Genomic DNA, 16,977 nt, shown 5'->3' with positions numbered 1-16,977 from the left:
CCATGCACGTCCTCGTGGTGCACAACCGTTACGCCTCGGCGCAGCCGAGCGGGGAGAACAAGGTCGTCGACCAGGAGGTGGCGCTGTTGCGCGAGGCCGGCCACCGGGTCGAGGTGTTCGAGCGGCGCAGCGACGACATCGCCGCCCGGTCCCTGCTCGCCAAGGCCGCGCTGCCGCTGCTCGTGCCGTGGAACCCGGCGGTCCGCGCGGAGCTCGCCGCCCGGCTCCGCTCCGGGCGGCCGGACGTGGTGCACGTCCACAACGTGTTCCCGCTCCTGTCGCCCGCGGTGCTGGCCGCCTGCGCCGACGCCGGTGTGCCCGCCGTCGCCACCCTGCACAACTACACCCAGGTCTGCCCGCCCGGCACGCTGCGGCGCGACGGCCGGCCGTGCGGCGAGTGCGTCGGGTCGGCGCCGCTGCCCGCCGTCCGGCACGGCTGCTACCGCGGCTCCCGGCTGGCGACGGTGCCGCTCGCGGTCAGCCTGTCGGTCAACCGGCGGCGGTGGTGGTCCGGGGTGGAGCGGTTCTTCTGCATCTCCGCGGCGCAGCGCGAGGTCCTGGTGCGGGCCGGTATGCCGCCCGAGCGGCTGGCGGTGAAGCACAACTTCGTGCCCGAGCCGGGCATCCGCCGGGCGGGCGCGGGCGAGCACCTGCTCTATCTGGGCCGGCTCGCGGAGGCCAAGGGGGTGCGGCTGCTCATGGCCGCGTGGGACGAGCTCGCCGCCGGCGGTGGTGTGGGCGTGCCGCTCGTGGTCGCCGGGACGGGGCCACTGGAGCGGGAGGTGAGCGCCTGGGCGGCGGGCCGGGACGACGTGCGCTGCGTCGGCCTGTACGACCCGGCCCAGTGCCGGCGGGCGATCGCGCGGTCGGTCGCGGTGGTGGCTCCCTCGACGTGGCTGGAGGCGTTCGGCCTGGTGGTCGTGGAGGCGATGGCGGCCGGGGTTCCGGCCGTCGCCGCCGGTCACGGCGCCTTCGTCGAACTCGTCGAGGACGGGGTGAGCGGGCTGCTGCACCGGCCGGGCGAGCCCGCCTCGCTCGCGGCCAGCATCCGCCGGATCACGGCGGAGCCGGCCCGCAACCGGGAGATGGGACTGGCGGCCCGGCGCCGTTACGAGCAGGGGTTCAGCCCGGCCGTCGGGCTGGAGCGCCTGGTGGAGGGGTACCGCACCGCGATCGCGGGGCGGTCCGGCGGCGGCAACGGCACGCCGCCGACCGGAAACGGAAACGCTGGCCCGCCGCGGGACATCCGCGCGGGCAGGGATGGGGGCAGTAGATGACACGATGCCGACTCTGCGGCTCGGCGACGCTGGCGAGCGTCGTCGACCTGGGGGCGACCCCGCCGTGCGAGAGTTTTCTCGCCGCGGACCAACTGGACCGGCCGGAGCCTACGTACCCGCTGCACCTGCGGGTCTGCACGGACTGCTGGCTCGCGCAGATCCCGCCGCTGATCACGCCGGAGGAGACGTTCACCCAGTACGCGTACTTCTCCTCCTACTCGACGTCCTGGGTGGAGCACGCGCGGACCTTCGTCGCCGACGCCGTGCGGCGGCTGCGTCTCGGTCCCGAGGACCGGGAAGCCTTCGTGGTGGAGGTCGCGAGCAACGACGGGTACCTGCTCAGGCACCTGGTGGACCGGGGTGTCCGCTGCCTGGGCATCGAGCCGTCGGTGAACGTCGGCGCCGCGGCGCGGGACGCGGGTGTGCCCACGCTCACGGAGTTCCTGGACCCGGCCACCGGCGCGGCCGTCCGCGCCGAGCACGGCCCGGCGGACCTGGTCGTGGCCAACAACGTGTACGCGCACATCCCCGACGTGGTCGGGTTCACCCAGGGGCTGCGCGCCCTGGTCGCCGACGACGGCTGGGTCTCCATCGAGGTGCAGCACCTGCTGACCCTGATCGAGGAGAACCAGTACGACACGATCTACCACGAGCACTTCCAGTACTACACGGTCGCGTCCGCGGCCCGGGCGCTGGCGAGCGGTGGGCTCACGCTCGTGGACGTCGAACTGCTGCCCACGCACGGCGGCTCCGTCCGGCTGTGGGCCCGGCCCACCGGCGTGGCCGGCGAGCCGACCCGGCAGGTGGCCGAGGTGCTGGACCGGGAGAAGGCCGCGGGGCTGCGGGAGCTGTCGGGGTACACCGAGTTCTCCGCCCGGGTGGCCAAGGTGCGCCGGGACCTGCTGCGGTTCCTCATCGAGGCGGCCGAGCGCGGGGAGACGGTCGTCGGCTACGGCGCCCCGGGCAAGGGCAACACCCTGCTCAACCACTGCGGCATCCGGCCCGACCTGCTCCCGTACACGGTCGACCGCAACCCCTACAAGCACGGCAGGTTCACCCCGGGCACCCGCATCCCGATCCTGGCGCCCGAGCAGATCGCCGCCGACCGGCCCGACTACGTCCTCGTCCTCCCGTGGAACCTGCGGGCCGAGCTGGTCGAGCAGTTGTCCTTCGTGCACGCCTGGGGCGGCCGGCTGGTCTTTCCCATACCGCAACTGAGCATCGTCGAGGTCACGTCGTGAAAGAGGTAGTCGTGAAAGAGGTAGCAGCATGAAGGTCGTCCTGTTCTGCGGCGGTTACGGGCTGCGCATGCGCAGCGGAACCTCCGACGACGTGCCCAAGCCGATGGCGATGGTCGGCCCCCGGCCGCTGATCTGGCACGTCATGCGCTACTACGCGTACTTCGGGCACACCGAGTTCATCCTGTGCCTCGGGTACGGGGCGCACCACATCAAGGACTTCTTCCTCAGCTACGAGGAGACGACGTCCAACGACTTCGTGCTGCGGGGCGGGCGGACCGAGCTGCTGTCCACCGACATCTCCTCCTGGACGATCACGTTCGTGCAGACCGGCATCGAGTCGCCGATCGGGGAGCGGCTGCGCCGGGTGCGCCAGCACCTGGACGGCGACGAGATGTTCCTCGCCAACTACGCCGACGTGCTCACCGACGCCCCACTGCCGGAGATGATCGACCGGCTGGCCCGGAGCGACGCCGGTGCGTCGATGCTGGTGGTGCCGCCACAGTCGTCGTTCCACTGCGTGGACCTGGGCGAGGACGGCCTGGTGGGGGGCATCACCCCGGTGAGCGAACTGCCGCTGTGGGAGAACGGCGGCTACTTCGTGCTCCGCCAGGAGGTCTTCGACCACATACCGGAGAACGGGGACCTGGTCGCGGACGGATGTGCCCAACTGGCCAAGCGGGGGCGGCTGGTGGCGCACCAGCACCGCGGCTTCTGGAAGCCGACCGACACCGTGAAGGAGCGGGCCGCGCTCGACGCCGCCTACGCCGTGGGCGAGCGCCCGTGGGCCGTGTGGGAACGGGACGGGGCGGTGGCGGGCGCGACCGGCGGCCCTCGCCCGGGCCGGGCCGGGGCCGCCGGGGCGGGGGCCGCGTGATCCGGCTCGGGACCGGTCACCTGGACCGGCTCGTCGCGGTGGGGGCGCACTGCGACGACATCGCCATCGGCGCCGGTGGCACGCTGCTGACGGTGTGCCGGGCGCGGCCGGGCATCCGTGTCGACGCGCTGGTGCTCTCCGGCGGTGGCGGCGAGCGGGAGGAGGAGGAGCGGGCCGCGCTCGCCGCCTTCTGCCCGGGCGCCGAACTGCGGCTGACCGTGCTCAAGCTGCCGGACGGCCGGCTGCCCTCGCACTGGGACGAGGCCAAGGCCGCGGTCGAGGAGCTGCGCGGGCGGACCGAACCGGATCTGGTGCTCGCGCCGCGCACCGATGACACGCACCAGGACCACCGCGGCCTGGCGAAGCTGGTCCCCACCGCGTTCCGCGACCACCTCGTGCTCGGCTACGAGATCGTCAAGTGGGACGGCGACCTCGGCCGTCCGGCCGCGTACCAGCCGCTGTCGCCGGAGATCGCCGAGGAGAAGGTGCGGCTGCTGCAGGAGCTCTACCCCTCGCAACGGCACCGGCCCTGGTACGACCGGGAGGCCTTCCTCGGTCTCGCGCGCATCCGCGGCATCGAATGCCGCGCGCGCTACGCCGAGGCGTTCGCCGTCACCAAATTCACGCTCAATCTGGGGGGATGAACCTTGCGCGTACTACTGACCGGACACCAGGGCTACCTGGGCACCGTGATGGCTCCGGTCCTCGCGGCCGCCGGGCACGAGGTCGTCGGTCTCGACGCTGGCCTGTTCGCGGACTGCGTCCTCGGCCCGCCGCCCGCGGACCCGCCGGGGCACCGGGTGGACCTGCGCGACGTCACGGCCGCCCACGTGGCCGGGGTGGACGCGGTGATCCACCTGGCGGCGCTGTCCAACGATCCGCTGGGATCGCTGGCGCCGGACCTGACCTACGACATCAACCACCACGCCTCCGTACGGCTGGCCCGGCTGGCCCGCGAGGCCGGGGTGTGGCGCTTCCTGTACGCGTCGACCTGCTCCGTCTACGGCGCCGCGGGCGGGGACGACCTGGTGGCCGAGGACGCCCCGCTGCGCCCGGTGACGCCGTACGCGGAGTCCAAGGTGCGGGTGGAGGACGATCTGCACGCGCTGTCCGACGGCGACTTCAGCCCGGTGTTCCTGCGCAACGCCACCGCCTTCGGCCACTCGCCCCGGCTGCGCGCCGACATCGTGCTGAACAACCTGGTGGGCCACGCGCTCCTGTCCGGCGAGGTGCTGGTGCTCTCCGACGGCACCCCCTGGCGCCCGCTGGTGCACGCCGCCGACATCGCACGGGCCTTCGCGGCGGCGCTGGTCGCGCCGCGGGAAGCGGTGCACGGCCGGGCGTTCAACATCGGCAGCGAGACCAACAACGTCACGGTCGCGGAGATCGCCGGGCAGGTCGCCGAGGCGGTGCCCGGTGCGCGGGTGAGGATCACCGGGGAGAGCGGCGCCGATCCGCGGTCGTACCGGGTGGGCTTCTCCCGGTTCCGCGAAGCGGTGCCCGGCTTCGACTGCGAGTGGACGGTGAAGCGGGGCGCGCTCGAACTCGCCGACGCCTACCGGAAGTTCGGGCTGACCCGGGAGGACTTCGAGCGGCGCTTCACCCGGCTGGCCGTGCTGCGCGCGGCGTCCGAGGCGGGCGCCGTCGACGACACCCTGCGGTGGCGCCGGTGACCGCGGCCGGCGAGGAGATGTACGCGCTGGTGGAGCGGCTGTACCCGCTGTGCCGGAGCATCACCGGCGACGGGGTGCGCGCCACCTTGGACATCGTCGGCGAGTACGTTCCGCTGCGGGTGCACGAGGTGGCGACCGGGACCCAGGTACTCGACTGGACGGTGCCGCAGGAGTGGAACGTCCGGGACGCGTACATCGCCGACGCGGCCGGGAAGCGGGTCGTCGACTTCGCCGCGTCCAGCCTGCACGTGCTCGGCTACAGCGTGCCGGTGTCGGCGACCATGCCGCTGGCCGAGCTGCGCGCGCACCTGCACACCCTGCCGGACCATCCGTCCTGGGTGCCGTACCGCACCAGCTACTACACGCCGCAGTGGGGGTTCTGCCTGGCCCAGGAGACCCTGGACGCGCTGCCGGACGGCGAGTACGAGGTGCGGATCGACTCCACGCTCGCCGACGGCCACCTCACCTACGCCGAGCACGTGGTCCCCGGGCAGGTCGCCGACGAGGTGATCGTCTCCTGTCACGTCTGCCACCCGTCGCTGGCCAACGACAACCTGGCCGGGATCGCGGTGGCGGTGTTCCTGGCCCGGGCGCTGGCGGAGCGGACGCCGTACTACACCTACCGGTTCCTGTTCGCGCCCGGCACCATCGGGGCGATCACCTGGCTGGCCCGCAACGCGGAGCGGGTGGACCAGGTCAAGCACGGGCTGGTGCTGGCCTGCGCCGGAGACTCGGGACAGCTGACGTACAAGCGGAGCAGGCGCGGCGACGCGGAGATCGACCGGGTGGTGCGGCACGTGCTCCAGAGTTCGGGACGCCCGCACCGGATCACCGGGTTCACCCCGTACGGCTACGACGAGCGGCAGTTCTGCTCGCCCGGGTTCGACCTGGGCGTGGGCTCGCTCTGCCGGACCCCGTACGCGGGCTATCCCGAGTACCACACCTCGGCGGACGACCTGGACTTCGTCTCCCCGGAGGCGATGGCGGACACCCTCGCCGTCTGCCGCGAGGCGTTCGCCGTCCTCGACCGCAACCGGAGCTACCTCAATCTCAGCCCCTACGGCGAACCGCAGCTGGGCCGGCGCGGGCTGTACGACTCGCTCGGCGGACGCAGCGACGCCAAGCAGGCCCAGCTGGCCCTGCTCTGGGTGCTCAGCCTCTCCGACGGCGGGCACAGTCTGCTGGACGTCGCCGAGCGGTCCGGGCTGCCGTTCGACACCGTCGCCGCCGCGGCCGACGCCCTGTGCGGCGCCGGGCTGGTCAAGGCATGACGCCGATGACCGCCGAAGGGGGGAAGGCGGCGGCGGACCGGGACGGACAGGCCCGGTCCACCACCGAGCGGGGCCTGGTCGGCCGGCTCTCCTGGGGGCTGGCCGACCAGGCGGTATGCAGCATGACCAACTTCGCGGTGGGGATCTGTGTGGCCCGCTCGCTGGGGCTGGCCGCGTTCGGCGTGTTCAGCCTGGCCTGGGTGACCTACGGCGTGGTGCTCGGCGTCTCCCGCGGGCTGGCCACCGATCCGCTGATGGTGCGCTTCAGCGGCGTGCCGGTCGCGTCCTGGCGCGCGGCGGCGGCCCGGTCGTCGGGTACCGCGCTGGGCGTCGGCGGCGCCCTCGGCGCGGTCTGCCTGGTGGCCGGGCCGGTGCTGGGCGGCAGCGTGGGGCCCGCGTTCACCGCCCTCGGCGTCGTGCTGCCCGCGCTGCTGCTCCAGGACGCCTGGCGGTTCTCGTTCTTCGCCGCCGGCACCGGGCGGAAAGCCTTCGTCAACGACCTCCTGGCGGGCCTCGCGCTCGTCCCGGCCATGGTGGTGGCGGCCCGCGTGGGCAGCGTGGCCGCCTTCGTGCTCGCCTGGGGCGCCGCCGCCGCGGTGGCCGCGGGGTACGGCTGCTTCCAGTCCGGCATCCGGCCCCGGCCGGCCGGGGCGCCCGGGTGGCTCCGCGAGCAGCGCGACCTCGGCTACCGGTACCTGGTCGAGAACGTCGGGGTCAGCGGCGCGTCCCAGCTGCGGGCGTACGGCCTCGGTGTGATCGTCGGGGTCAGCGCGGTGGGTGTGGTCCGGGGCGCCGAGCTCCTGCTCGGCCCGTTCCTCGCCGTACTGATGGGGCTGTCGCTGGTCACCGTCGCGGAGGCGGCCCGGGTGCTGCGGCGGGCCCCGCACCGGCTGGGCCGGTTCTGCCTCCTGCTCGGCGGCGGGCAGGCCGCCGCCGCGCTGCTCTGGGGCGCGGCGCTGCTGCTGGTGCCGGACCGCTTCGGTGAGCTGGTGCTCGGCGACGTCTGGCACGCCGCCTCGCGGCTCGTCGTGCCGGCCACGCTCGGCGTCGCGGGCGCCGCCCTCGGCGTCGGCGCCGCGGCCGGGCTGCGCGCCCTCGCCGCGGCCCGGCACAGCCTGCGCTGCCAGATGCTCGCCTCCGCCTGCTACGTCGGCGGCGGGCTCGGCGGGGCGGCCGTGGCCGGCACGGTCGGCTCGGCCTGGGGCGTGGCCGCCGCCACGTCGATCGGCTCGGCCCTGTGGTGGCTGCACCTGCGCTCCGCCCTGCGCGAGCACCACCAGAACCCCACCGGACAGAACCCCACCAGAACCCCATCCGCGAAGTGAGGACGCCATGAACGCCCGTCCCAGGCTGAGCATCGGCCTGCCCGTGTACAACGGCGAGGAGTACCTGGCCGAGTCGCTCGACGCCCTGCTCGGCCAGACCTACGAGGAGTTCGAGCTGGTCATCTCCGACAACGCCTCGGCCGACGGGACCCAGGACATCTGCCGCCGCTACGCCGCGCGGGACTCGCGCGTCCGCTACCTCCGGCTGCCCCGGAACATCGGCGCCTCACCGAACCACAACCGGGTGTTCGCCGAGTCCCGCGGCGAACTCTTCAAGTGGGCCTCGCACGACGACCTGTACGCCCGGGACCTGCTGCGGCGCTGCGTCCAGGCGCTGGACGAGCGGCCGGACGTGATCGTCGCGCACACCGGCCAGGCGGTCATCGACGGCGACGGCCGGGTGAAGGTCCCGTACGAGTACGGGCTGGCCACCGATTCCCCGCGCCCGCCGGAGCGCTTTCGCAGCCTGCTGTTCGAGCCCGGTGGGGACGACTTCTACGGGGTGATGCGGGCCGAGGTGCTGCGCCGGGTGAAACCGCTCGACAGCTACCACCACGCGGACCGTACGTTCGTCGCCGAGATCGCCCTGCACGGGCCCTTCCACCAGGTGCCGGAGCTGCTGTACTTCCGCCGCGACCACCCCAACCGTGCCGAGCGGGCGAACCCGGACAAACGCTCCCGGTGTGTCAACCTGGACCCCCTCCGGGCAGGCCCGCTGCACCCGACGCCCCGGCTGCTCGCCGAGTACGTCTGGGGCTTCGTCGCGGCGGTCCGGCGGGCGCCGTTGTCCCCCGCCGACCGGCGCGCGTGCCACCGCCACCTGGCCGCGTGGATGGCCAGCCGGGTCCGGCCGGGCGCCGGCGAGCGGGTCGAGGACCGCGCCCCGGTCGACCCGGCCCTGCTCACCGTCTCCGTCGACGCCCTCGTCGCCGGCCGTGAGGGGGGCCGGGCATGACGTCCGGGGACGGCACCCCGGTGCGCGTCGGGGTGTTCGGCCTGCTCGGCTCCGGAAACCTCGGCAACGACGGGTCGCTCGAAGCCGTGCTCGGCTACCTCCGCGCCGCGCACCCGGAGGCGGTCGTGGACGCGTTGTGCGGCGGACCCGAGGTCGTCACGGCCCGGTACCGGATACCCGCGACGCGGCTGCACTGGTACCGCGGGGAGTACCGGACCGCGTCGCGGGCGGGCACGGTCGCGGCGAAGGGGCTGGGCAAACTCGTCGACGCCGTCCGCACCGCCGCCTGGGTGCGCCGGCACGACGTGGTGATCGTGCCGGGCATGGGCGTCCTGGAGGCCACGCTGCCGCTGCGGCCGTGGGGTTTCCCGTACGCGCTGTTCCTGCTCTGCGCGTCCGGCCGGCTGTTCGGCACCCGGGTCGCGCTGGTCAGCGTCGGCGCCGCCGCGATCGGCAACCGGCCGACCCGGGCCCTGGTGCGCTGGTCGGCGCGGCTGGCCGCGTACCGGTCGTACCGGGACGCCCCGTCCCGCGACGCGATGCGGGCGATGGGCGTGGACACCTCGCGCGACGAGGTCTACCCGGACCTCGCCTTCTCCCTGCCGACGCTGCCGACGCTGCCGGCGGGCGGACCCGGCAGCCCCTCGGTCCCGCCGGGTCCGCCGGGCCCGGTCTGCGTCGGCGTCATGGCCTTCCACGGTGGCGACGACGACCGTGCCCGGGCCGGGGAGATCCACCGGCGCTACCTCGACGGGACGATCCGCTTCGTCCGCGCGCTGGCCGAGGAGGGCCGGCCGGTGCGGCTGCTCACCGGGGACGAGGTCGACGGGCCGGTGGTCGCCGCGATCCTCGACGCGGTGGACTCGCCGCTGGTCACCGCCGCCGAGACGGCCTCACTGGCCGACCTGATGAAGGAGATGGCGGCGGCCGACACGGTGGTGGCCGTCCGTTACCACAACCTGATCTGCGCGCTGAAGGTCGGCACGCCGACGCTCGCGCTCAGCTACGCGGCGAAGAGCGACGCGCTCATGGCCCAGATGGGTCTTGCCGCGTACTGCCACCCGGCGCGCGAGGTGGACGCCGATCGGCTGCTCGAACAGTTCCGGTCGCTGGAGCGGCGATCGGCGGAGTTGCGGCGCACCCTCACCGAGCGGAACCTGACCGCCGCCCGGCGCGTCGGGGACCAGTTCACCGCCTTGACCTCGGCCCTCTTCCCGGCGGCCGACCATACCCATACCCACACCCACGACCTGCGGGAGGCTCCATGAAGACGACCGAAGTCCCGGCGATCGCCGGCGCGTACCTGTTCGAGCCGACGCCGTACGCCGACGAGCGCGGTTTCTTCTGCCGCACCTTCGACGCCGACGTGCTCCGCTCGGTGGGCCTCGACCCGGACGCCTTCGTCCAGGACAGCGTGTCCCGCTCGGTCCGGGGCGTGCTGCGCGGCCTGCACCTGCGCTCGGGTGCCGGCGAGGCCAAGCTCGTGCGGTGCTCGTACGGAAGGGTCTTCGACGTCGTCGTGGACCTGCGGCCCGACTCGCCGACCTACCGCAACCGGGCCTTCTTCGACCTGTCCGACGAGACGCAGACGACCCTGTACGTCCCGGCCGGGTGCGCGCACGGCTTCCAGGCACTGACCGGGACCGCCGACGTCTCGTACCGGATCGACCGCCCGCACGATCCGGCCGAGGACGTGACGATCGCCTTCGACGACCCGGAGCTCGCCATCCCCTGGCCGCTGCCGGTGCTGTCGATGTCCGGGCGGGACCGGGAGGCACCGAGCCTCGCCGAGGTCCTGCGGCGGAGGGAGGGCGAGGTAGCCGTGGACGGTGTGGGCAGCGAGGTCGGCGTGGACGGCGAAGCGTTCCCCCTGCCCCGGTCGCGGAGGGCGAACGAGCGGCTGCACGCCATGATCCCCGGGGGCGCGCACACCTACGCCAAGGGCGACGACCAGTACCCGCAGGACATGGCCCCGGTCATCAGCCACGGCCGCGGTGCCCACGTGTGGGACGTCGACGGCAACCGCTACGTCGAGTACGGCTCCGGCCTGCGGTCGGTCAGCCTCGGCCACGCCCACCCGCGCGTGCTGGAGGCGGTGCGGCGGGAACTCGGCCGCGGCGGCAACTTCGTCCGGCCGTCCGTCGTGGAGGTCGAGGCCGCGGAACGTTTCCTGGCCACGGTGGCGACCGCCGAGATGGTGAAGTTCGCGAAGAACGGCTCCGACGTCACCACCGCCGCGGTGCGCCTCGCCCGCGCCGTCACCGGGCGCGCGCGGGTGGCCATCTGCGGCGACCAGCCGTTCTTCTCCGTCGACGACTGGTTCATCGGCACCACGCCGATGTCCGCCGGTGTTCCGGCGGCGACCACCGAACTCACCGTGGCGTTCCCGTACGGGGACCTGGCCGCCACCGAGGAGCTGCTCACCCGGTACCAGGACGAGATCGCCTGCCTGATCCTCGAACCCGCCGGCCACACCGAGCCTCCGCCCGGGTACCTCGCCGGCCTGCGCGAGCTGGCCGACCGGCACGGCTGCGTGCTGGTCTTCGACGAGATGATCACCGGCTTCCGCTGGTCCGAAGCGGGTGCCCAGGGCCTGTACGGCGTCGTCCCCGACCTCTCCACGTTCGGCAAGGCGCTGGGCAACGGGTTCGCCGTCTCCGCGCTGGCCGGGCGCCGTGACCTGATGGAGTGGGGCGGGCTGCGCCACTCCGGCGACCGGGTGTTCCTGCTGTCCACCACGCACGGTGCGGAAACACACTCGCTGGCCGCCGCGATGGCCGTGCAGACCACCTATGTGGAGGAGGGCGTCACCGCGCGGCTGCACGCCCTCGGCGAGCGGTTGGCCGCCGGGGTCCGCGAGGCCGCGGCCGGCATGGGCGTCGGCGACCACCTCGTCGTCAGGGGCCGGGCCAGCAACCTGGTCTTCGCCACCCTCGACGAGAACCGGCAGCCGTCGCAGCGCTACCGCACCCTGTTCCTGCGCCGGCTCCTCGCGGGCGGAGTGCTGGCCCCGTCGTTCGTGGTGAGCAGCGCGCTCGGCGACGCCGACATCGACCACACCGTCGACGTGGTGGCCCAGGCCTGTGCGGTGTACCGGAAGGCACTGGACGCCGCCGACCCCACCCCCTGGCTGGCCGGGCGGCCGGTGAAGCCCGTCTTCCGCCGCCTGGTGTGAGGTGACATGACGTGCCGTGATGTGATGTGACGTCAGTGATGCTCCCGCCGACCGGCGTCGGCCAGCCGGTCGGCTGCCCAGGTGGCCATCCGATCGGCTGCCCGGTCGACCAGCCACGCGGTCGCCGGTATCACCGCCAGCGCGGTGCACCAGCCGCCGAGGACGTCGGTCGGGTAGTGCGCGCCGAGGGCGACCTGCGCCCAGCCCATGGCGCCGCCACCGACCAGCGCCGCGGCGCACACGAGGGACGTGCCGGCCGTCCTGCCGAGGCCGAGCCGGCCGCTCGCGAGCAGCGCCAGCACGAGGGCGAACGCGGCGAGGAAGGCGGTGTGCCCGCTCGGGTAGGACAGGTGCCCGCCGTTGATGGTGCGTCCCACCACGTACTTGAGCAGCGTCGTCGTCCCCACGGTCAGGCCGGGGCCGACCACGACGAGCACCGCCGCGCGAGGACGCCGGAGCAGCAGGCAGCCCGTCACGGTGGCCACGACCAGCGTCGCCGCTCCGGCGGGCTCCCCCAAGAAGTCCGTGGCCAGGGCGGTGCGGTGCCACGCCGGCGGCACACCGTACACCGCCGCCGAGATCCGCGCGTCCACCGTGCCGGGCGTGCCGTGGCCGGCGTACAGGACCCCGAGCGCGACGACCGTCAGCGTGGCGAGGGCCGCGATCAGCCCGAGCCACGCGCGCAGCGACGGGGGCAGCAGCGCGGCCTCCGGCCGGCCGGTCACCTGCCCACCGCGCCCGGTCGGCCCGCGCCATCGCCGGGACCGTCGGCTCGTACGGGCGGGGTGACGGGCCCGTCGAGCACGCACGGGGACGGGCCGACTTCCAGATCCGCTCGGGCTTCCAGGCCCGCTCCGGCCAGGCGATCCAACGCGAGCCCCCGTCGTCGTGTCCGACCCACCCGAAGCGACCGCGACTGCCCGTCACCCCGGCCAAGAGCATCGGGATCGGCCGCTCCTTGCCACCCTAACCAACAACCCGGTCACCCGAACGCGAATCCCCGGACCGGCTCCACCAGGTGCCGCTGCGGACACACCCGCACCAAGAACGACCCAGCCCTCGGCACCCCACTCGATCCGGACCGCTACGACTCCACCGACGCCGCCTTCCGGAACGCCCACGCACCCGCCCTGTGGGCGCGCCCGTTCTCCCTCTCCGCCGCAGTAGCAGGCACCCCCCAACGCCTGCCCCAGGTACGCCCGGGTCTCCTGCACCAAGCTCGCCGAACACCAGCGCCGCGCACTGATCCACTTCCACTCCGCGATCCGCCTCGCCGGTCCGACGGTCAACGGCCGCGCCCGCTCCTTCGCCTTCGCCTTCGGTAAGCAGATCGACGTAAGGAGCGTCCGGTCCACCGCCTTCCAGACCGGGACCACTATCACCGAGGGCAAGGTCGCCGGATACGTCGCCAAGTACGCCACCGAGGGCACCGAAGCCGCGACCGGCGCCCTCGGCCACCATCTGAAGAAGCTCACCGACCTCTGGACGGAATCCGTACCCGAGCACGCCGCCCGCGTGATCCGCACCGCATGGACCCTCGGCGCCCGCGACGACCTCAACACCTGAACCTGCGCAAGTGGGCCCGCATGCTCGGCTTCCGCGGCCATTTCTCCACCAAGACCGCGCCCACTCCACCACCCTCGGCACCGCCCGAGCCGCCCTCGCCCACTGGACCTACGACGACACCGGCCTCACCCCCGACCTCGAACGAACAGGTGGTGGCAACTCGTGCATGACGACGAACTCCTCACCGTCCCCGAAACGATGGCCCACCTCAAGATCGGCCGCTCCGCCCTCTACAACCTCCTGCGCACCCGCCGCCTGGCCTCCCTGACCATCGGCCGCGCCCGCCGCATCCCCGCCCACGCCCTCGCTGACTACGTCCAGCGCCGTCTGGAAGAGGCAGCCCGCTGACCGCCCCCAAGCACAAGAAGGCCCGCGCCAACAGCGAAGGCACCATCTACCAGCGCAAGGACGGACGCTGGGAAGCCGCCGGCTACGTCCTCGCCGCCGACGGCGCCCGCAAACGCGTCCGCGTCTACGGCACCACCCGCAGAGAGGCCACCGACAAACTCGCCGAGAAGATCGCCGACAGCAACCGCGGCCTCCCTGTCGCCACCGCTGACAGCACGCTCGGTGACTACCTGACCTACTTGGCTGGGCAGCGTCGCCGTCCACCGGCTCCGCGAGAACACCCACACCCGCTACGCCACCTGCGTCCGCCTCCACCTCATCCCCGGCCTCGGCACCAAGAAGATCGCGCGCCTCACCGCTAAGGACGTCCGCACCTTCCTCGACCGCCTCCGCACCACCTGCCAGTGCTGCACCCAAGGGCTGGATACGGAACGGAAGAGGTGCTGCGCGATCGGCGAGTGCTGCCAGAAGCGGCTGTCCGCCTTGACCGTGACCTACGTGCACTCGGTGCTCAAGTCGGCGCTGGAACACGCCGTCCGCGAAGACGAACTGCCCCGCAACGTCAAGACCACCACGCACCAGCCCAGGCGCTTCCAGCCCCTCACCGCGACCGAAGCCCGCCAGTTCCTCGACGCAGCCCGCGCCGACCGGCTCCACGCGCTGTACGAACTCGCCCTCCGCACCGGCCTCCGCAAAGGCGAACTCCTCGGCCTGCACCGGGAAGACCTCGACCTCACCACCGGAACGGCCAGCATCCGGCGCTCGCTCCAGCGCACCCGCACCGGCGACCTCACCCACCTGCCCACCAAGACCCGGGCGTCCGAACACCGTATCGCCCTCCCCACCGAATGCCTCCGCTCCCTCAAGGAGCACAAGCAGCAGCAGGCCACGGAGCACGAGACGGCAGGGTCAGTCTGGAACGACATCGGCCTCGTCTTCACCACGCCCACAGGACGACCTCTCGACCCTGCCAACCTCACCCGCCGCATCCGCAGCTTCCTCAACCGGGCCGGACTCCGGCAGATCCGCTTCCACGATCTCCGGCACTCGGCGGCGACCCTCCTCCTGGAGCAGGGCGTCGAACTCGTCGTGATCAAAGAGCTGTTGGGGCACGCCCACATCGGCGTCACCGCCACCGTGTACGCCCACGTCCGGCTCCGCCTCCAACGCGACGCCATCAACCTCCTCGGCCACGCCCTCCGCAACCCCACCGAGACCACCAGCAAGCCCAACGACGGCCACGAACCACCCTCCTGCGCAACCCCCGTCCGCTGACGTTGCCGTCAACTACTGCCGTCAAACGGCATCGAGCCCTCATCGACATCCCTGTCGATGAGGGCTCGTGCGGCTTTTTCAGGGTTCTTGACTCCTCAGCCGAGAGGGCGTCGAAAATTCAAATGAACCCAATTTCGGCAAAGGCGACGGCGCATCGTTCTCACTGAAGCGTCCACTCGCCCAATGGGATTGGGCGGACTCCAGCCTTCATCATCGAGAACATCGCATTGCAATCTTCCCCATATCGATAGACCGATGAATCGAACCCTGCGTAGAGCCTTCCGTTGCTTCCCGAATATACGGTCAGATGGAAGCTGTCCACTCCAATCGGAAACAGAGCGGCGCCAGCTACCTCTGCGCATCGCCGAGCCACGTCCGCATCACGGGTGGTGCACACGGCGGACGGATCGAAATGCGTCGAGCTTGAGATCCTCTCTCCGGCGATAACGAGGGCTGGAAGGTGGTCGACCTTCAGGCCGAGATATTCGCCCAAGAAGCTCCTTGCCTCCTCATGACAGGCGAAGCCGACACGTTCCAGACCTGCCACGATGGCATCCGCTTCACGACGTACCCCAGCCATCTCCCAGCCAAACGAGCTGAGGAATTCCTCTAGCTCCGACTCACGCATTCTTCTCACCTCGATAGGTCTGTCGCGCCGCGCCGAACAAGAACACTCTGACAGGATAGGCACGCCGCTTCTGGGGCACCCGTTGCGCTGCGAACGGTCAAGAATTCGATGTCACTCAACCGTAGCGAGCGTCCGACTTGATCCTCAAAATCGGCTCCATGTTCGGCGATCAGAGTATTGCAGGCCCGGATCTCTGCACAGTTATCAGCTCCGCGGCCGGCGATCTGCCCACCATCCGCGAGAGCGGAATCAATCTCGGGCTCGAAATAGGCTGGGCGGGACGAATGACCAGAGTGACCAGTGGAAACCATATCGGTACCCCGGAACCGAGCTGCTGCGCTCATCGTGGCGTCCGCAGGCGCCGATTGCGCTGCCGCTCTAGCCTCAGGTCCGCAATTGTGAACGAGGACCGGAGTGGCCCCCGCCAGCACATAGTACGTGTGCTACGCGACCCCTCTCTATCTGCGTATTCGCAGATCAGCGGCGGTTTCGGGTTCCGCTGATGTCCGTGGCTGTGCGGGGGAATCCGTGGGTGTTGCCGTCGCTACTGCCGTCAGGAGCGCGGGGCGCTCGGTGGTGCTGCCGCTGGCGGAGTGTCGGCGCAGGGGGACTTTACTGCCACGCTCCGGGTTCGGCGCGGAGTATGGCGCGGGTGGTCTGCTCGTAGTGCTGGTGGCCGGTTCGGGCGCAGTGTTGGGCGATCCAGCGGGTCAGCTCGTCCGGGGTGTGGAGGGTGCCGGATTCGTGGCCGCAGTTGTGTTCCTCGCCGGTGACGCAGAGCGCCTCGTAGGCGGGCAGCGCCATAGGGTCGGCAGCGGTGGTCACGTGGTACTCGCGGAACCGGTAGCGCCCTCGCGCGCCGCTCTGGCCGGGTACGCCGGCAGCCGTCTGGTCAGGCATCGTCGGCTGCTTCATCCGGATCGGGGATGCGCCGGCCTCGGGAGTCGGCGACGCGGAGGGCGTCGGTGAGGGCTTCGCTCAGTCGGCAGGCGAGCCAGCGGTACTCGGTGCCCGAGACCGTCTTCGCGCCGGGGGCGAGGACGTCCCGGGCGTACGTGAGCAGTTCCTCGCCCATGTCGAGCTGTACGGTTTCGATGCTGTCGGCGAGGCTGGTGAGGTAGCCCGTGCCATTGGTGCTGAGGTAGCAGGGTTTCCCCTCGGGCGTGGTCCACGGGAGCAGGCGGGGGCCCGTGATTCCCGATGACGCGTCGTACAACTCCCTGCGACGCATGCGGTCCGCGTCACTCCTGGGCTGGCTCACCGTGCACCCCCGACCGGGTTCGCTGATTGGGACACGGCGACCGTACGTGCGGGACTAGTCGTCATCCCAGGTGCACAGCAGGGCAGTTGGGGGATGATCGAGCGCGAA

17 protein-coding genes and 3 pseudogenes are annotated in these 16,977 nt (G+C 72.1%); 15 read left to right on the top strand and 5 right to left on the bottom strand.

Going from position 1 to position 16,977, the window contains the following annotated elements; genetic code table 11:
• Positions 1 to 2: 2 nt before the first annotated feature.
• From ACIA5F_RS23215 to ACIA5F_RS23165, 11 genes and pseudogenes are all read left to right on the top strand, one after another.
• Positions 3 to 1,277: a glycosyltransferase gene (locus ACIA5F_RS23215; RefSeq protein ID WP_399355914.1), complete on the top strand. Its 1,275-nt coding sequence runs from the start codon at positions 3 to 5 to the stop codon at positions 1,275 to 1,277.
• Positions 1,274 to 2,518, top strand: coding sequence for a class I SAM-dependent methyltransferase (locus ACIA5F_RS23210; protein ID WP_399355912.1), 1,245 nt, complete (start codon positions 1,274 to 1,276; stop codon positions 2,516 to 2,518). Before ACIA5F_RS23215 ends, ACIA5F_RS23210 begins: the two co-directional genes overlap by 4 nt.
• 28 nt (positions 2,519 to 2,546) lie before the next feature.
• Positions 2,547 to 3,392 carry a glucose-1-phosphate cytidylyltransferase gene (locus ACIA5F_RS23205; protein ID WP_399355910.1) on the top strand — a complete coding sequence of 282 codons (846 nt, stop codon included), beginning with the start codon at positions 2,547 to 2,549 and terminating at the stop codon, positions 3,390 to 3,392.
• Positions 3,389 to 4,036 (top strand): PIG-L deacetylase family protein, encoded by a 648-nt coding sequence (locus ACIA5F_RS23200; RefSeq protein WP_399355908.1) that lies wholly within the window; start codon positions 3,389 to 3,391, stop codon positions 4,034 to 4,036. Before ACIA5F_RS23205 ends, ACIA5F_RS23200 begins: the two co-directional genes overlap by 4 nt.
• A 3-nt stretch (positions 4,037 to 4,039) precedes the next feature.
• The gene (locus ACIA5F_RS23195) at positions 4,040 to 5,065 is read left to right on the top strand and encodes an NAD-dependent epimerase/dehydratase family protein (protein WP_399355906.1); all 1,026 of its coding nucleotides are present in this window, start codon (positions 4,040 to 4,042) and stop codon (positions 5,063 to 5,065) included.
• Entirely contained in the window at positions 5,053 to 6,336 is a 1,284-nt protein-coding gene (locus ACIA5F_RS23190) for a DUF4910 domain-containing protein (RefSeq protein WP_399355904.1), read from the top strand. The genes ACIA5F_RS23195 and ACIA5F_RS23190 overlap by 13 nt, the downstream gene beginning before the upstream one ends.
• Complete coding sequence (locus ACIA5F_RS23185; protein ID WP_399355902.1) at positions 6,333 to 7,661, top strand: hypothetical protein; 1,329 nt, start codon at positions 6,333 to 6,335, stop codon at positions 7,659 to 7,661. Before ACIA5F_RS23190 ends, ACIA5F_RS23185 begins: the two co-directional genes overlap by 4 nt.
• Positions 7,662 to 7,668: 7 nt before the next feature.
• A complete protein-coding gene (locus ACIA5F_RS23180) occupies positions 7,669 to 8,616 on the top strand; it encodes a glycosyltransferase family 2 protein (RefSeq protein ID WP_399355901.1) in 948 nt (315 codons plus the stop codon).
• Positions 8,613 to 9,884 (top strand): polysaccharide pyruvyl transferase family protein, encoded by a 1,272-nt coding sequence (locus ACIA5F_RS23175; protein WP_399355899.1) that lies wholly within the window; start codon positions 8,613 to 8,615, stop codon positions 9,882 to 9,884. Before ACIA5F_RS23180 ends, ACIA5F_RS23175 begins: the two co-directional genes overlap by 4 nt.
• Positions 9,881 to 10,426 (top strand): annotated as a pseudogene (gene rfbC / locus ACIA5F_RS23170) (dTDP-4-dehydrorhamnose 3,5-epimerase); the annotation flags it as partial. The gene ACIA5F_RS23175 and the pseudogene rfbC, both read left to right, overlap by 4 nt.
• Positions 10,427 to 10,465: 39 nt before the next feature.
• Positions 10,466 to 11,791, top strand: coding sequence for a glutamate-1-semialdehyde 2,1-aminomutase (locus ACIA5F_RS23165; RefSeq protein ID WP_399355950.1), 1,326 nt, complete (start codon positions 10,466 to 10,468; stop codon positions 11,789 to 11,791).
• A 32-nt stretch (positions 11,792 to 11,823) separates the two neighbouring features.
• Here ACIA5F_RS23165 and ACIA5F_RS23160 read toward each other — a convergent pair whose 3' ends face one another.
• Positions 11,824 to 12,516 carry a phosphatase PAP2 family protein gene (locus ACIA5F_RS23160; protein ID WP_399355897.1) on the bottom strand — a complete coding sequence of 231 codons (693 nt, stop codon included), beginning with the start codon at positions 12,514 to 12,516 and terminating at the stop codon, positions 11,824 to 11,826.
• Between ACIA5F_RS23160 and ACIA5F_RS23155 the strand changes: the two genes are divergently transcribed.
• From ACIA5F_RS23155 to ACIA5F_RS23140, 4 genes and pseudogenes are all read left to right on the top strand, one after another.
• A complete protein-coding gene (locus ACIA5F_RS23155; protein WP_399355895.1) occupies positions 12,400 to 13,116 on the top strand; it encodes a replication initiator in 717 nt (238 codons plus the stop codon). The two genes, ACIA5F_RS23160 and ACIA5F_RS23155, sit on opposite strands and share 117 nt — an antisense overlap.
• Positions 13,031 to 13,357 (top strand): annotated as a pseudogene (locus tag ACIA5F_RS23150) (replication initiator); the annotation flags it as partial. The gene ACIA5F_RS23155 and the pseudogene ACIA5F_RS23150, both read left to right, overlap by 86 nt.
• Positions 13,358 to 13,519: 162 nt before the next feature.
• Positions 13,520 to 13,705 carry a helix-turn-helix domain-containing protein gene (locus tag ACIA5F_RS23145; protein ID WP_399355893.1) on the top strand — a complete coding sequence of 62 codons (186 nt, stop codon included), beginning with the start codon at positions 13,520 to 13,522 and terminating at the stop codon, positions 13,703 to 13,705.
• Positions 13,702 to 14,980, top strand: a pseudogene (locus ACIA5F_RS23140) (tyrosine-type recombinase/integrase). The gene ACIA5F_RS23145 and the pseudogene ACIA5F_RS23140 overlap by 4 nt, the downstream one beginning before the upstream one ends.
• Before the next feature lie 160 nt (positions 14,981 to 15,140).
• Here ACIA5F_RS23140 and ACIA5F_RS23135 read toward each other — a convergent pair.
• The 4 genes from ACIA5F_RS23135 to ACIA5F_RS23120 all read right to left on the bottom strand — a co-directional run bounded on the left by ACIA5F_RS23135 (position 15,141) and on the right by ACIA5F_RS23120 (position 16,839).
• Positions 15,141 to 15,608: an SUKH-3 domain-containing protein gene (locus ACIA5F_RS23135; protein WP_399355891.1), complete on the bottom strand. Its 468-nt coding sequence runs from the start codon at positions 15,606 to 15,608 to the stop codon at positions 15,141 to 15,143.
• Positions 15,609 to 15,613: 5 nt separating this feature from the next.
• Positions 15,614 to 15,919, bottom strand: a complete 306-nt coding sequence (locus ACIA5F_RS23130) for a YwqJ-related putative deaminase (RefSeq protein WP_399355948.1) — start codon at positions 15,917 to 15,919, stop codon at positions 15,614 to 15,616.
• Positions 15,920 to 16,220: 301 nt separating this feature from the next.
• Entirely contained in the window at positions 16,221 to 16,508 is a 288-nt protein-coding gene (locus ACIA5F_RS23125) for a hypothetical protein (RefSeq protein WP_399355889.1), read from the bottom strand.
• Entirely contained in the window at positions 16,501 to 16,839 is a 339-nt protein-coding gene (locus tag ACIA5F_RS23120; protein WP_399355887.1) for a hypothetical protein, read from the bottom strand. The genes ACIA5F_RS23125 and ACIA5F_RS23120 overlap by 8 nt, the downstream gene beginning before the upstream one ends.
• Between the last annotated feature and the right edge of the window lie 138 nt (positions 16,840 to 16,977).

Origin of the sequence: Streptomyces sp. NPDC051567, assembly GCF_044454165.1 — a bacterium.
Taxonomy (GTDB): Bacteria; Actinomycetota; Actinomycetes; order Streptomycetales; family Streptomycetaceae; genus Streptomyces.
Note: the sequence above shows the minus strand (reverse complement) of the source record. Positions and strands in the feature narration are given on the sequence as shown.

Excerpts from the sequence above, each read along its gene's own strand:
- ACIA5F_RS23120 (WP_399355887.1), bottom strand. The coding sequence starts at position 16,839 with ATGCGTCGCAGGGAGTTGTACGACGCGTCATCGGGAATCACGGGCCCC.
- ACIA5F_RS23175 (WP_399355899.1), top strand. The coding sequence starts at position 8,613 with ATGACGTCCGGGGACGGCACCCCGGTGCGCGTCGGGGTGTTCGGCCTG.
- ACIA5F_RS23205 (WP_399355910.1), top strand. The coding sequence starts at position 2,547 with ATGAAGGTCGTCCTGTTCTGCGGCGGTTACGGGCTGCGCATGCGCAGC.
- ACIA5F_RS23180 (WP_399355901.1), top strand. The coding sequence starts at position 7,669 with ATGAACGCCCGTCCCAGGCTGAGCATCGGCCTGCCCGTGTACAACGGC.
- ACIA5F_RS23130 (WP_399355948.1), bottom strand. The coding sequence starts at position 15,919 with ATGGTTTCCACTGGTCACTCTGGTCATTCGTCCCGCCCAGCCTATTTC.
- ACIA5F_RS23135 (WP_399355891.1), bottom strand. The coding sequence starts at position 15,608 with ATGCGTGAGTCGGAGCTAGAGGAATTCCTCAGCTCGTTTGGCTGGGAG.
- ACIA5F_RS23185 (WP_399355902.1), top strand. The coding sequence starts at position 6,333 with ATGACGCCGATGACCGCCGAAGGGGGGAAGGCGGCGGCGGACCGGGAC.
- ACIA5F_RS23125 (WP_399355889.1), bottom strand. The coding sequence starts at position 16,508 with ATGCCTGACCAGACGGCTGCCGGCGTACCCGGCCAGAGCGGCGCGCGA.
- ACIA5F_RS23215 (WP_399355914.1), top strand. The coding sequence starts at position 3 with ATGCACGTCCTCGTGGTGCACAACCGTTACGCCTCGGCGCAGCCGAGC.
- ACIA5F_RS23210 (WP_399355912.1), top strand. The coding sequence starts at position 1,274 with ATGACACGATGCCGACTCTGCGGCTCGGCGACGCTGGCGAGCGTCGTC.